Source organism: Bacillus sp. UNC41MFS5 (genome assembly GCF_000686805.1).
The window spans coordinates 66,044-80,597 of sequence record NZ_JMLP01000021.1; the positions used below are offsets into that span (position 1 = coordinate 66,044).

Sequence of the window (14,554 nt, forward strand, 5' to 3'; positions counted from 1 at the left end):
CAATCTTTAGATCCATCAAATGAAGCTACAACACTACATTCTTTTGGTTCGATAGCAATTCCTTTTCCCATTTATATATGAGAAAGATATTTTATGATTAATTTCATTTGTTTGCTAAAAGGTGGTCATTTGCCCCAGTGGCAAAGTCATTTTAAATGTATTCGCTCGGCTAGAATATCCAGTAGATAAGACGATAACTTCCATTGATTCTTATTCTACTCCCTGAATGCGCTCCTGATGGGTATAAACATTAAATCCGTTAGCTCGGATAAAGCCAACTGCTGTAATTCCTAGTTCCTCTGCTAAATCTAGGGCAAGATTGGTAGGTGCAGATTTTGATAGAATAATCCCGACTCCAATTTTGGCTGCTTTTAGTAACACCTCGGATGAAATTCGGCCACTGAAAGCTATGATTTTATCTTTTAGAGGTATTCGGTTAATCAAGCAATAGCCAAATAGTTTATCAAGGGCATTATGTCGGCCGATATCTGTTCTTGCTGCCACAATTCCATCCTTCGTACATAGCGCTGCATTATGGACCCCCCCCGTCTGTTGAAAATGTGAAGAACTTTCCTGCATTTGCTTCATTAACTCACGACACTGTTCCGGTGTAACCGTCATTCTTGTCATCACCGTTTTAGCTGTCTTCACATCGTTATGAAAGTAAAATTGCCGCCCTTTTCCACAACAAGAACCAATAAATCTTTTAGAATGGAAATCTTTTTGAATCGAATGTTTATTAACTAGATCAACATAAGCAAAACCCTTTTCTTCATCGATGTGGATCGATTGAATATCTTGGTAGACTCGTATCACACCTTCTGAAGCTAGGAAGCCAACCACCAATTCCTTCAATTCAGAAGGGGTACATACCATGGTGGCAAACTCCGTCCCATCTAAAATAATTGTTAAGGCAGATTCGACTGCAATGTCATCCTCTTCCTCGATGAAGTTTTGTCCATTATACTTGACAATGTTTTGAGAAGTAGTGATTTCCTTTAACAAATGCGGTGCCCCTTTCCATGGATATTCTCGCCCTTAACCAACTTCTGTTTCAAGATCAGCAATCGGCTTTTCTAGATATTGAGTATCTTTCCGTGCATGATATCGTTCTGCTTTCTCCACATTAACCGTGATGTTGTAATCTGGAATGCCGGCAAATTTCTCATAACGCCCGCGCGGCAGCAAATAGTTACCCTCTGGGAAATGAACTTCTAAATTTCCTTGCGCAATATCAACAAACTTAGCCGTACCTTGGAAGACGCCAAAGCCGTTATAAACAACAATTCCTTCACCTTCAGCAATGCTTAATTTTTGCCCATCCACAGGACTCATTAAAATATCATAACGACCGGCACCGTTTAACGGATCCACTTCTTTGTATACCATCGAGTTAAACTGCTTGCCACGGCGAGAGGTAATAATAAATTGTTCTGGTTTTTTATTTAAATCCGGGATATCAACCGGAATTAAAGTACCTCTGCCATCCGTAGTTGGACAAATTCCATCTTCACATAGCCAAGCGCCGCCCCACTGGAACACGTCTCCTTGCTTTTTCAAATGCTGGATTCCATCGTAATCAGGGTTTGCTTTGGCAATTTCTTCACGAATGGCCTGACCGTCAGCAAACTCAACCAAATGAGCCGTTTCTGGTTTCACCCGCTTCGCAAGATCCAGATAAATCTTCCATTCTGCACGAGCTTCTTCTAACATGTTTTTGTTTCCAGAAATTTCAGGAGAGAAGTAAACCATCCGTTCTGTTGATGTACTCGTGCCCCCACCTTCTTGCTCATAACGCGTTTTCGCTGGTAACACAATGACGGCTTCCTTCGCATCAACTAACGTCGATGAGTTGAAAATAATATCTTGATGAACGCGAATCTCCAGTTCGGATAAGGCTTGTTCAATAAAATCAGGGTCTGGCATCGTTTCTAAGAAATTACCTCCAGAAAGGTAATATAATTTCACTTTCCGCTCATGATCTTCTGGAAGAACTATGTTTTCTAGTGTGACGCCAACGATATCACCCTGCCAGTTTGGCAGGTCAAATCCCCAAAGCTTTTCGATTCGTTCTACATTTTTTTCATCCCAGCCTCCGCCAGGTAAAACAAACGGGTCTGCCCCCATTTCTCCGCTGCCTTGCACACTTGAGTGTCCACGGAACGGCATAAGTCCCGCGTGCTTTCGCCCTAAGTGTCCACGCAGGAGTGCCAGGTTTGCGACTTGAGAGATATTGTCTGTCGCAAAAGAGTGCATCGTCAGTCCAAGTGCCCACGCATATACCGCGTTTTTGCTGTTTGCTAGAAGTTCAGCTAATTCAATGATTCGTTCTTTTGAAACGCCTGAAGACTCGATGATATCTTCCCAAGATTGTTCTTGGACTTTTTTCTTCAGTTCTTCGTAACCGTTTACATGCTCCTCTACGAACTCATGGTTAATTGCTGAACCATATGCTTTTTCCTCCATATCAAACCAATGCTTAATGATTCCATGCATAAAGGCAATATCCCCGCCGATGTTGACTTGATAGAAGTCATCGGCAATTTTTGTTCCGAATAACGCGGACTCAGGGTTTGAAGGAATCCAATACTGGTCCATGGCTGGTTCGCGGTATGGGTTAACCACAATGATCTTGGTCCCTTTTTTCTTTGCTTCAAGCATATACTTTGAAGATACAGGTGATGAGTTCGAAGCGACACTTCCCCAAAATAATAAGACATCTGTTCCAATCCAATCTAGATAATTGGATGTAGAAGCCCCCACACCAATGGAACGTTTTAAAGCTGTTTTACTGGGAGCGTGACAAATACGGGAAGCGTTATCAATATGATTGGTCCCAAGAAAACGCGCAACTTTGGCCGCAACATAATAGCTTTCGTTTGTAATCCCTCGAGCGGTTAAATAAAAAGCATATTGTTTCGGATCCAACTTTTTCATTTTTTCTGCAATGAGATTCATTGCGTCATCCCAAGTAATCCGTGAAAATTTACGTTCCCCTTTGCGTCGAATCATTGGATAGGGAATCCGACCCAGCTTACGAAGTTCAGTGCTATCATATTTCTTTAGTTCATCAATGTCTGCATGCAGAATTTCAGGTTGAATCGCAGGCATTGTATTTAGCCGAAGGACATTCAAACGTGTGGTGCAAACGTGTGGACCATCCAATGTTTGGTCATATAACCCAGATACACCAAGTGCACAACCGTCACAAACCCCTTTCGTTATAATCCGTGTAGCATAGCCGATATTATCTTTATTATCCCAAGCGATTTTCATCGTATCGCGGATATGCTGTGGTTTAATCTTTCCTAAACCAAAAGGAATTGGACTTACCCAGTATTTAGGAGCTGGTAACTTTGCTTTTTTTTGTGGTCCAGGATGTTGTGTTTTCCCCATTTTCATTTCCTCCTTAATCATGTCAATTGCTATTTTTCCAATAAAAAACCACCTAAGACTATATTCATCCGATAAAACGGACAAATTGCTCTAGGTGGTTAGTCTTTAACAGGGTCGCTGTCAAGTGCCAACAATATGTAGTTGAATGATGTTTCCATTGAAATTAACTTTTTACGTTAAACTTTTCCTCAATATCTTGATCAAACACGAAGATTGACATCCCCATGTCGTCTTCAATATCAATATCCACAAAGACACGAATGAATTTTGCACCAAGTAGTTCTTCCATTTCCTGAGGATAGTTTTTTTTATAAATCTCCTTGACCATTTCAGTACGAGCAGATCGTAACATTTGTTTCCCATCTTCAGCTGAAGCAATAAATTTTTCAATGGGAGATAAATTTCCTTCTAATTCACAAATTGCCCAGTTCTTACAAAACTTTGTTCGAACTTGACTAGGGCCTTTACCCATATGACGTTTTCTATAGGCGCGAACAATGTTACTAAATTCTGCTTCATATTTATTCACATGACTCAACTCACTTGTTTTACTCAATGTTATCACTGTGTTAATGATGTTTATACTATAAGTATACTATATAACGGAATAAAAATAAAAACCATTGTAATAGATTCTTTGAAGATTCCTTAAAAAAGGCGGAATCCCATTTGAATCATTACAACGGTTCGCCTCAAACAGGTTCGCTGTTACGCACCAACTGTTATAATATTTTTCCCTTGTCATATTAGTTAAACCTTTTAACCGATCAACAGGTTCGCTGTTTCGTATTAAAAGAGACTCATATGTAAATTTCACAAATTGTTCACATTTGACATCTTAATCATAGCATGGTAATGCAATCAGCACAATAGAAAATATTTTCAATTCCTTTTAAACCTGAATACAAAAAACTTAACAATAAAAGCGAATGTTGCCATCCAACGAATGGAGAGTAACATTCGCTAGTTTTGTATGGTTAAATCCTTTATTATGCATCCTAACACCTTACATTTTTACGTTTGATACTAAGCAGTGGAATCATAAATTAGTTCATCATTGATAAAATTACAATGAGAATTACTTGGGCGCGGTCCTCAAGAAGCAAAAACGTATATTGTTCAAGATATGGTGATTACTCTCATCAAAGGAGTTTTAACCACTGAAGAAAAGAATCTTGTTACTGAAGAAAAAGGAAGAATAATGATAAAAAAATTTTGGAAAAGTTATTAGAAGAGTAATTTGAATAACTTTATTATGAAAACAACAATAATTTTACAAAAATACAGGATATTTGGTTATTTATACACTGCAATAGCAAAAAGGGTTATGAAATCTTTGGATTTTAATACCCTTTTTTTGTTGTGATTGTTCAAAAAAAGAGACCGTTATATTTACTATGTATGGGGTGAACCTCATTTTGTCCTTTATTATGAATCAAAATGAAATGATAAAGACCGAATTTTAAATAAATGTGTGTATGAATCGGTCGAAAAGAGTGAACAAAAAGGCGCTTCGGCAATAATAATGGTTTGAATTTTATTAAGAATTCCCCCTTTATTGGGCAGATTAGGCGTTCAACGTTACTTTTTTAAAAAAATATTTAGTTGTCAATTTATTAGTCATAATTTAGTATTTGAATTGTGAAAATTGGAAAAAATCTAATAAATTTTTAATGATGAAAAATACATATCCAATGAAAATAACGTCAATTTTTCATAGAATCTCTTTGTCAATAAACAAGGTCAGTGTGAAAGATGAAATCACATGAAAAAATCTAGTATTAGTAGATTGATATTACCAGTCTGTATTTACAGGTTGATTAATATAAAAAAAATAGGAGGTTGACAAATGAGAAAAAAGGTAACAAAACAAATTACAGCATTAACTCTCATCTTTACCGTAATCCTGTCTCTATTTAGTAGTTTGGCTTCTGCCTCACCTGTAAGGTCAGTAAAGGAAACAAAGGAACCGCCTTCAAAGGAGATCGTAAAACTTACTCCAAGTGAATCGACAGTCTCGTTCTCTCTTTCTAAAGGCAAACACGATTTAAAGGCTGAAGCAGAGTATAAGGATGGTTCCAAAGCTGATGTTACAGCAGAAGGAGAATGGACTTCACTAGATGAGAAAGTTGTTACAGTTGCTAGTGGAGTGCTAACAGCAGTGAATGCAGGGTCTACACATGTACAATTCAGTCTTGGTAATGCAGTGTTAAACGTTGAAGTAAATGTTACTCAAGATGCGCGTGTTTCAAGTCAAAAGCTAAATCCTTCAGAAGGGAAAAAAATTGTATCGCTCGTTTTAGCGGCGAATCAAATTACCTACATAAATGAAGGGGAAAAGCGTCCTATCGCATTGAAAGCGCTTTATAGCGATGGCTCGATGGAAGACGTAACTAAATTAGCTACATGGGAATCAAGAGATCCTTCGATTGTAAAGGTTGAAGGTGGCGTATTAAAAGGGATATCACCAGGTGATGTTTCATTGAAAGTAACCTACTCAACTTTTCCACAAATAAATTTCTTTGCTTCGATAAGAGATATTCCTGAAAATGTAACGGGGCTGTACCTGTCGGCTGACATGTTGAGGTTAGAAACCTCTGATAAGTCGGTTCAAGTAAGTGCCATTACAAAGAACCCCATGTTGGGGAATAAAGAGGTTACTTCTTTAGGAAGTTGGACAACGACAGATCGAAATGTAGCTACGGTAAGTAAAGATGGTCAAATAACCCCAGTTGGAATCGGCCAAGCATATATTTATTTTAAGTATGATAAGTTGGTTGGTGCTGTACTTGTTAATGTTGTTAAGCCTACAAAGCTTATAACTGATGAACCTACAGTTGAACTAATGCCAGGACAAAATTGGCCTGTTAATTTAACCGAAGTATTCACTAATGGAATATCAGATGGTGGTATGACTTTAGTTGAAAATGTAAATCCTAATGATGTCAAATGGACAGTCGAAGATAACAGCATTGCAACGGTTACTGATTCAGGATATATCATTGGAGGTAAGACAGGTAAAACGTTTGTGACAGCTTCCTATCGTTCAGATGTTCTTCCTCCAGTTAAAATTGAGGTTACTGTCACCAATAAGCTTACAACTCCTAGAGTTATTGGTTTGACAGCTTCTCAACCAAACCTCTCTTTAGGAATAGGTGAAGAAACGCCTATTAAAATAAATGCGATTTATAGTGATGGGAGTACTGAGGATGTAACAGGTTCCGTTGAATTGTACTTCGACAATTTCCACGTAGCTTCAGTTTCCCGAAAATATGGTGGTGAATCAAAAGTTATTGGTCAATTAAGTGGCACAACTGTCTTGCATGCTATCTATAATGATTTTCGTTACTTTGTAGATATCCCGGTGGCAGTCACGGATAAAGACGGTCAGAAGCAGGCTCCAAACCCTGAATCAATTTCTGTTACACCAGATATGAAAAATATGGTAGTAAATCAACAGCAGCAATTAGAGGTAAAAACGACCTATTCAGACAGATCAAATTCGACTTCATATGCGGTATATAAATCATCTAATCCTGATGTTGTTAAAGTAAATAAAGATGGCCTACTTACAGCTGTAGGCACTGGTACAACAATTATTACCGTAGATAGCTCTGGATACTCAAAGCAGATTTCAATTGTCGTTTCAAATGAACCTTCTAAAGATTTTGCAAATAAAATTGTTGATCTGATTCCTAGTGAAAATGATATCACCTTTAGTTTATCTGAGCACACGCATTCGTTCTCTGTTAAAGCAAAATATAAGGATGGTTCAACTGCTGACGTTACATCAGACTCAAGATTCACAACATTAGACCCGGACAAAGTTACAGTTAAGAATGGGGTCCTTACAGCAGTAGCAGCAGGAACAACGCAGGTACTTATCGATTACGGAACAAGCACAAAAATCTTGAATGTTTCAATTCTTTCTGGGAATGATGCGTTAATAAAAGATTTAAAAATTGAGTCCTTGCTTGCTTCCTCCTTGGATGTTGTTGTTCAAAAAGATAAGCTTTATCCAGTACATGTTTTTGCTCAATACAATGATGGAACTCAAAGAGAAATAACGAATTCAATTCAATGGACAACAGATGAACCTACAGTTGTAAGTGTTAAAGACGGGAAATTTATTGGAATGAATACTGGAAAAACGACGGTTAGTGCAACAATTGCAGGTTTCTCTTCTATTAAAATTCCAGTAAAAGTACAAGATCAAGCTGGACCATTAAATTTAGTAGGAATTGTTAGCGCGGGGATGATAATACAGCCTGAAGCAGGAAATATAGTAGAAGCGATAACTAATAATAGCAATGGGATGATATTACACCCTGAAGAAGGAACTATTGATGCGAACGCGTTTGCTGAATATACAGATCATAATATCGTACAGGTTGATACAGAAGGGAAATGGGAATCTTCCGACGAAAGTGTAGCAACTGTTGACCAGAACGGAGTCATTACATGGGTCGGCCCTGGTGAAGCATACATCTGGTTCAATTATTATGGTTTGAGAGATGCTATTTGGGTAAGAAACACTAAACCTGTAGATTTATATTGGGCTGAAAACAATAAATGGACAACTAGAAATGTAATGTTAGAACCTAATAAGTCCACTGACATCTCAATTAATGGCTTCTTTGGTCATCATGGCAGAGATGGAAATTGTGATTGTTATAATCTTACTAGCAAAGCAAAATTTACGGTGGCGGACGAATCGGTTGCAACGATTTCTGCTGATGGACATATCATCGCTCACTCTGTAGGAAAAACGACAATAACTGCTACTGTTTTTGGAATGTCAAAGACAATTGATGTTGAAGTTGTAGCAAAGTATCCTACATTTATTAGGGGGATAAGTTCTTCGCCGGGTTATATCGTAAATTCAGCAGGCTCAACAAATGAAGTAGTCATAAATGCTATGTCCAGCGATGGAACGATAAAAGACGTTACAGCTGATGTCAAATGGAATAGTTCTAATTCGGAAGTAGCTGAAGTGACCGCTGATCATAAGATCCTAACGAAGTCTGAAGGAGCCGCTGTTATCATTGCGGAATATGGTGGATTTAAAATCATTATTCCTGTTATCGTTAAACCTAATTAAATAATGTCCATTTAGAATGATTGATGAAGGGATGAATTCGCCGCAATATTCAATATGAAAAGCCAGTACTTTGTGGCCATTCCCCCCAAAAAGTTGAGAAGTAAAAAAAACGGGAGCCGTTTCTATCGAAATGGCTCCCGTTTTTTTAGTTTCATACTTTATATTGTTCACTAATACCCTATCACACTATTAAAAAAGACAGACCCGACATGGGTCTATCTCTTCGACTTTATAAAACTAGAAAGTATGAGCAAGGTCTTTAGCACGGGCAATAGCATTTTCTTTTATTTCCTGTGCTTTATCTGGCATTGCATTATGTCCTTCTACAAATAGCCCTTCGAAAGCCGGAATTCCAAAGAAACTCATCATGATACTTAAATAACGATGTCCCATTTCCAATTGAGCTGCAGGACCTTCAGAATAAACTCCACCGCGTGCTTGAATGTGCAATGCTTTTTTATCTGTTAGTAGTCCAATAGGTCCTTTTTCAGTATATTTGAATGTTTTCCCGGCCACTGAAACCGAATCAAGATAAGCCTTCATAACAGGAGGGAATGAAAAGTTCCAAAATGGTGTAACAAAAATATATTTATCTGCGGCCACAAATTGGTCACTTAACTCGCCTAAACGGCTAACTTTTGCTTTTTCTTCATCATTAAGTGTTTCAAATGCTTGTCCAGATTGGAGCTTTCCCCATCCGCTAAATACATCGGTATCGATATGCGGGATGTTTTCTTTAAACAAGTCAATATGAACGATTTCATCATTTGGATTAACTTCCTGATAGGTATCAATAAATGCTTTCCCAACCGCCATACTATACGATTGTGTTTCATTGAGTGGATGTGCTGTAATGTACAATACTTTTGCCATATCTTTTTACCATTCCTTTGTGTAATTTGAACATTTTATTTTGAATCAAAAATGAAAGAAATATCAATGAATTTTATAAGTCTCGATTTCTACTATTTTTAATTCGAGACAATTGTATAAAATAATTTGATGATTGTCAAAAAAATAGTATGCTTTAATTTTTTCCTCCTTTGGGTAACATAAACAGCCATTACTATTCAACAGTCAAGGGCTAGTCCAAAGTGCAAATCAGAGTATTATGCTTTATAGAACTATAGAATTCATTTAAGATTTTTATTTAATCGGTATCATTCAATCCGATTCATCTGCTTGGTTTTCGGGAATCACTATAAACAGGAAATTTGGTGGTAAACTGTTTCTAATTGCTTGAATAAAAAATTCAATTGCTCTTTCAGATTCAAATTTGATATCACCTATGACTTTATTTTCAATTTCAAGTTCTTTTCCTTTATGATCAAATATTTTCACTCTAAATTTCATAATTTGAACATCCTTATTATTTAACCATTTTATTTGATCCATATTATTTTTGCGTCTATCGTTTTATTTCATGACGTTGTTCAATACGTTTTTCAATTCTTTCTAATTCCTCGTTATTGTTAAGAAGTTCTTTTTTGATTTCCTGTACTAATTTTTGAAATGACTTTTTATGCATGTGATTCGTTTTACGCATGATAGTTCCTCCAGATGTATGTGTTTTGTTTTATTAAATGATCCGAAAACAATAGTCTCAATTTGTATTTTTGTTGGAATTCATTTTATATTGAGACAGTGATTGCAGGGAGTGAATTCCACCGGTATTTAACAGCACATTAAACCTAATTTTGTGGGGAAACCGGCGCCCGAAATACTGTTGCGATCCCCTGTCCACCAGCCATGCAAAGGGTAGCAAGCCCCCACTTCGCCTTTCTTTTCAACATGGAGTGTATTAGTGTCACACTAATTCTAGCCCCACTGTTTCCAATCGGGTGTCCTAATGCAATGGCTCCGCCATTTACATTAGTTTTATTCATTGCTAAACCCAGTTCTTTTATGACAGATAACGATTGAGCAGCAAATGCTTCATTAAGTTCAATTAAATCTAAATCCTCAATTTGTATATTTGCCATGCTTAACGCTTTATTTGTTGCCTCAACAGGCCCAATTCCCATCCGATCTGGCTTTACCCCTGAAACTCCAAGTCCTACAACTTCTACTAAAGGCTCTAATTGATATCGATCCACCATTTCACCGGAAACCAGTAATAACATAGAGGCACCGTCGTTTAATCCAGATGAGTTCCCCGCTGTGACTGTTCCGTCCTTCTTAAACACAGGTTTTAAAGCCGCTAATTTTTCTAAATCTGTTTTCCTTGGATGTTCATCATTAGAAAAAATAATTGATTCTCCCTTTTTTTGTGGAACTTTTACAGGAACAATCTCGTTCTGGAAATCGCCATTTTCAATGGCATTAAGTGCCTTTTGCTGACTTTCATATGCAAATAAATCTTGCTCCTCACGGGAGATCGAATAATCTTCAGCCAGATTTTCTGCTGTCATTCCCATTACAAGCTTTCCGTACTTCTCTACAGGCTGGGAACCCGGTTGACTTTCCTTATTCGGATCGAGAATTTCACTGTTTCCTGAAAGAAAGCCATAACGTCCATTTCGAATATAATAAGGGGCATTGCTCATGCTTTCTACCCCCCCAACAATATAGGCATGACCTAGACCAGCTCGAATTGCCAAGAAAGCATTATGAATAGACTGCATACCCGATCCACATTGGCGATTTACGGTGTACCCTGGAATTGACTCCGGCAGGTCTGCCTTTAAAAGAGCCACTCTAGCAATATTGGCTTGGTCTTGGCTCTGTTTTGCCTGACCAATAATCACTTCATCAATCACTTCTTCAGGCAGCAAATTCTTTTCTTTTAAATTCTGAAATAATGGAAGTAATAGATCATCCGGCTGTAAGTCCTTTAGAGCTCCGCCTATTTTTCCCACCGCTGTCCGTTGTGCACTTACTATATAAACTTTATTATTCATGATGTCCTCCATCGTTTACTGACATAACTTTAAAGTCTGCATCCGTCTTTTCTTGAACTTCTCTCAAAGTGACACCAGGCATTAATTCTTTTAATACTAACTGATCATTTTGGAATTCAAAAACAGCTAATTCTGTAATAATCAAATCAACTTTACGAATGGATGTAATCGGGTATGTGCAATTTTTAACTATTTTAGAATCTCCATTTTTGGCGGTATGATTGGTCGTAACAATAATCTTTTTGGCCCCGCTTAAAAGATCCATTGCCCCTCCTACTCCCATGATATTTTTCCCAGGTATCGCCCAGTTTGCAATATACCCCTGTTCATCAACCTGCAGTGCTCCCAGTATGGCAACATCAACATGTCCCCCGCGGATCATGGCAAAAGAGTCTGCACTATTAAAATAGGAAGCACCCATTCCCTCACTAATTGGCAGCTTTCCCGCATTGACTAGGTTTGGATCAAAATCTTCTTCACTATTCAACTCTTGAACCCCAAGCATTCCATTTTCTGTATGGAAATAAACGAACTCTGAATCCACATATTTGGCAATGAGTGTGGGTATTCCGATTCCTAAATTAATGACTGAATTTGGTTGCAGTTCAGCCGCTGCCCTTTTCGCTATTAACTCTTGAACGTCTTTATTTGATTGCATTTTTTGCTACAACTCCTTCCTTAGTTAGAATCAGATGGCTTTCTACAATGGCGTCGACAAATAAATGAGGGGTGACAATTTCCTCGGGTGAAAGCTCTCCTGCCTCAACAATCTCGTCAACCTCAGCAATGACGAAGTCAGCTGCTGTGGCCATTAACGGATTAAAATTGCGAGCCGTTTTGTAATACACTAAATTCCCGAGAGTATCTGCCTTTGCAGCTTTAATCAGTGAAACATTTGCTCGCAGCGGCTCTTCAAATACATACAATTCTCCATTAATTTCGCGTACTTCCTTCCCTTCTGCCAATTTAGTCCCAACACTTGTTTTTGTATAATATCCGCCAATACCGGCTCCTCCAGCCCTTATCGATTCAGACATCGTTCCCTGAGGCATAAGCTGAATTTCAAGTTTACCTTGATTAAACTGATCTCCCACTTCCCTGTTACTAGTAAAATACGAACCAATAGCTTTTCTAATTTTTCCTTGTCGTAATAAAATCCCTAGGCCTTTTCCTGGTTCACCTAGATTATTACTGATCACGGTCAGTTGATTCACGTCATGGCGCGTCAATTCGTTAATTAAACTTAATGGAGCACCAACTAAACCAAATCCTCCCACCATAATGGTGTCACCTGATTTAACCTTTGCAATAATTTCTTCCGCCCTTTTTACTTTTTGCATTGATATCACTCCCAGTTTATTTATACAAAGCAAAAAGCCCAGCCAATCCAAAGGAAATAAGCATTTAGCTTTTTCCTTTGGAAAGACTGGGCTATCTTAAATTTAATGAAAACGGTGAGTTTTCAACATTAAGACTTCATCTTTCCATCATCTTAATCATCAACCGATTAAGAATTTTGATTTATTAAATATATCGTTGGTCTAATTATACTACTTTAATAATAACTTTCAAGAAGAAAAAGTATTTTTAAATATCTTTCCTTGATAATTGCTTGATGATGGTGTTCATAACAACCAATTATCTACACCAGAGCACGTGCAGTTGTTGGATGGTCTAAAATTGTTCCCGTACGTATCTATGCATCGTTCGAGAGACAGGCGATCACTAAATATTGTATTATATGTGCCTCTTATCACTAGGCAAGTTCATATGGTTTTGTTGTGATTTGATCCTTTTATAGTTTTACAAGAGTTTTTCCACGTACTTTTCCTTCTAATATGGCAGCTAATACTTCTGGCAGCTCATTTAATGAGATTTCATTTACCATATCTTCATTTAACTTTGTTGGTTTCAAATCATCACCTAGACGATTCCAAACTTTTAAACGCTTCTTCATTGGACATTCAACCGAGTCAATGCAAGCCAATTAACACCTCTTAAAATATAAGGAAAAACGGTTGTGGAAACTTCTACCCCAATCAACGTTTCTTTGTTTCGTTCTTTTATATGCCGAATAATCTCTACTTTCGTTCCTTCCATATCTTTTCCTTCAGTATGATCCCTCACCTTCAAAATTACGCTTTATTATACGTTTGGTTGTTTTTAATAACCCAAATGTTCCCACCTTATTAAAATTTCATAATCATTCATTAGTTTCCCGCATGTTTGCGGGATTCCTTTGATAACATGATTTATATACTTTTCTCCTTTACTCGCTGGGCTTATTAGCTTCCTGACAGGTGGGGCGCAGTTGGCTCACATAGAATTAAGAACAATCATTCTCGAAATATCAAAAAAAGAAAGCTTAATCCGAGACAGACAGAGTCATGTCGATAATATTTTCCAGTTTTTGTTTGTCATCGGTAGTTTTCGCTAAAACGCGTAATCCCACTAACGAATTATCGATTGACTAGCCAAATTGTGTAAACAAAATGCAAAGATAACGATTTAAGACTCCCAATTTGATCAAGCTTGCTTTTGTGCCGTAAAATCTAGGTTGACTACCTTTTTATTATTTAAGAAACGTGATAATCCAAATGTTGTAATACTTGCAAACACAATACTTAACGCACTGAACCATGTAATGGAAGACAATGATATTTGCCCCACAATTATTCCACCAAAACCTGCACCAGCCGCAAAGCCTAATTGCATCATTGATTGGTTCAGACCTAGCAACACATCTGAGGATTCAGGTGATAGCGTTGCTAAATTATATTGCTGAGTTGCACCTGATGACCAGCCTGCAAATGACCAGACTGTCAATAAAACAAATACAGCAATAATTGAATGTGATATGAATGAAAGCACTACTAAAGATGTTACGTTTACAAGTAACCCTCTTTTTAATGTAAAAATTACGCCTCTCTTATCTGCACTTAATCCACCTAGTTTAGAACCAAATAAGCTTGCAACTCCAAGAACAAGTAAAGTAATGCTTATAAGAGAATCACTCATTCCTACATTTTTTACAAGGAATGGAGATAAATAAGTAAAAAGAATTCCGTACCCTGTCATTAAAAAGAAGGTGATTGATAATGCTAAAGCAATTTTTGGTTTTTTGAACATAGCCATTTGTCTCGTTAAAGGGATTGAA

13 protein-coding genes and 1 pseudogene are annotated in these 14,554 nt (G+C 37.4%); 2 read left to right on the top strand and 12 right to left on the bottom strand.

The window, feature by feature from the left end; all coding sequences use genetic code 11:
* Positions 1-210: 210 nt before the first annotated feature.
* From fdhD to BR30_RS0112525, 3 genes are all read right to left on the bottom strand, one after another.
* A complete protein-coding gene (gene fdhD / locus BR30_RS0112515; protein ID WP_026565320.1) occupies positions 211-1,005 on the bottom strand; it encodes a formate dehydrogenase accessory sulfurtransferase FdhD in 795 nt (264 codons plus the stop codon).
* A 33-nt stretch (positions 1,006-1,038) separates the two neighbouring features.
* Positions 1,039-3,396 (bottom strand): FdhF/YdeP family oxidoreductase, encoded by a 2,358-nt coding sequence (locus tag BR30_RS0112520; protein WP_026565321.1) that lies wholly within the window; start codon positions 3,394-3,396, stop codon positions 1,039-1,041.
* 163 nt (positions 3,397-3,559) lie between these two features.
* Entirely contained in the window at positions 3,560-3,925 is a 366-nt protein-coding gene (locus BR30_RS0112525; RefSeq protein ID WP_026565322.1) for a Na-translocating system protein MpsC family protein, read from the bottom strand.
* A gap of 546 nt (positions 3,926-4,471) precedes the next feature.
* Between BR30_RS0112525 and BR30_RS35865 the strand changes: the two are divergent.
* Both BR30_RS35865 and BR30_RS33350 read left to right on the top strand, forming a co-directional pair.
* A pseudogene (locus tag BR30_RS35865) lies at positions 4,472-4,609 on the top strand (Na-translocating system protein MpsC family protein); the annotation flags it as partial.
* 636 nt (positions 4,610-5,245) lie between these two features.
* Entirely contained in the window at positions 5,246-8,497 is a 3,252-nt protein-coding gene (locus tag BR30_RS33350) for an Ig-like domain-containing protein (protein ID WP_035445482.1), read from the top strand.
* A gap of 237 nt (positions 8,498-8,734) precedes the next feature.
* Here the strand turns inward: BR30_RS33350 and BR30_RS0112535 are convergent, their stop codons facing one another.
* From BR30_RS0112535 to BR30_RS33360, 9 genes are all read right to left on the bottom strand, one after another.
* A complete protein-coding gene (locus BR30_RS0112535; protein ID WP_026565323.1) occupies positions 8,735-9,370 on the bottom strand; it encodes an FMN-dependent NADH-azoreductase in 636 nt (211 codons plus the stop codon).
* 291 nt (positions 9,371-9,661) lie between these two features.
* Entirely contained in the window at positions 9,662-9,850 is a 189-nt protein-coding gene (locus tag BR30_RS0112540) for a hypothetical protein (protein ID WP_026565324.1), read from the bottom strand.
* Between the two features lie 55 nt (positions 9,851-9,905).
* Positions 9,906-10,043: an FbpB family small basic protein gene (locus tag BR30_RS35870; protein WP_081825434.1), complete on the bottom strand. Its 138-nt coding sequence runs from the start codon at positions 10,041-10,043 to the stop codon at positions 9,906-9,908.
* Positions 10,044-10,188: 145 nt separating this feature from the next.
* On the bottom strand, positions 10,189-11,397 hold the full coding sequence (locus tag BR30_RS33355; protein ID WP_035445483.1) for a thiolase family protein: 1,209 nt from the start codon (positions 11,395-11,397) through the stop codon (positions 10,189-10,191).
* Positions 11,390-12,055 carry a 3-oxoacid CoA-transferase subunit B gene (locus BR30_RS0112555; protein WP_026565325.1) on the bottom strand — a complete coding sequence of 222 codons (666 nt, stop codon included), beginning with the start codon at positions 12,053-12,055 and terminating at the stop codon, positions 11,390-11,392. The genes BR30_RS33355 and BR30_RS0112555 overlap by 8 nt, the downstream gene beginning before the upstream one ends.
* Positions 12,042-12,737 (bottom strand): CoA transferase subunit A, encoded by a 696-nt coding sequence (locus BR30_RS0112560; protein WP_026565326.1) that lies wholly within the window; start codon positions 12,735-12,737, stop codon positions 12,042-12,044. The genes BR30_RS0112555 and BR30_RS0112560 overlap by 14 nt, the downstream gene beginning before the upstream one ends.
* 455 nt (positions 12,738-13,192) lie before the next feature.
* A complete protein-coding gene (locus BR30_RS35875; RefSeq protein WP_197032328.1) occupies positions 13,193-13,354 on the bottom strand; it encodes a hypothetical protein in 162 nt (53 codons plus the stop codon).
* Positions 13,351-13,497, bottom strand: a complete 147-nt coding sequence (locus BR30_RS38670) for a hypothetical protein (RefSeq protein ID WP_197032329.1) — start codon at positions 13,495-13,497, stop codon at positions 13,351-13,353. The genes BR30_RS35875 and BR30_RS38670 overlap by 4 nt, the downstream gene beginning before the upstream one ends.
* A gap of 426 nt (positions 13,498-13,923) precedes the next feature.
* On the bottom strand, positions 13,924-14,554 hold a 631-nt coding region (locus tag BR30_RS33360), incomplete at its 5' end, for an MFS transporter (protein ID WP_035445499.1).

Excerpts from the sequence above, each read along its gene's own strand:
- BR30_RS33355 (WP_035445483.1), bottom strand. The coding sequence starts at position 11,397 with ATGAATAATAAAGTTTATATAGTAAGTGCACAACGGACAGCGGTGGGA.
- BR30_RS0112540 (WP_026565324.1), bottom strand. The coding sequence starts at position 9,850 with ATGAAATTTAGAGTGAAAATATTTGATCATAAAGGAAAAGAACTTGAA.
- BR30_RS0112535 (WP_026565323.1), bottom strand. The coding sequence starts at position 9,370 with ATGGCAAAAGTATTGTACATTACAGCACATCCACTCAATGAAACACAA.
- BR30_RS0112555 (WP_026565325.1), bottom strand. The coding sequence starts at position 12,055 with ATGCAATCAAATAAAGACGTTCAAGAGTTAATAGCGAAAAGGGCAGCG.
- BR30_RS38670 (WP_197032329.1), bottom strand. The coding sequence starts at position 13,497 with ATGGAAGGAACGAAAGTAGAGATTATTCGGCATATAAAAGAACGAAAC.
- BR30_RS0112560 (WP_026565326.1), bottom strand. The coding sequence starts at position 12,737 with ATGCAAAAAGTAAAAAGGGCGGAAGAAATTATTGCAAAGGTTAAATCA.
- BR30_RS33350 (WP_035445482.1), top strand. The coding sequence starts at position 5,246 with ATGAGAAAAAAGGTAACAAAACAAATTACAGCATTAACTCTCATCTTT.
- BR30_RS35875 (WP_197032328.1), bottom strand. The coding sequence starts at position 13,354 with ATGAAGAAGCGTTTAAAAGTTTGGAATCGTCTAGGTGATGATTTGAAA.
- BR30_RS35870 (WP_081825434.1), bottom strand. The coding sequence starts at position 10,043 with ATGCGTAAAACGAATCACATGCATAAAAAGTCATTTCAAAAATTAGTA.
- BR30_RS0112520 (WP_026565321.1), bottom strand. The coding sequence starts at position 3,396 with ATGGGGAAAACACAACATCCTGGACCACAAAAAAAAGCAAAGTTACCA.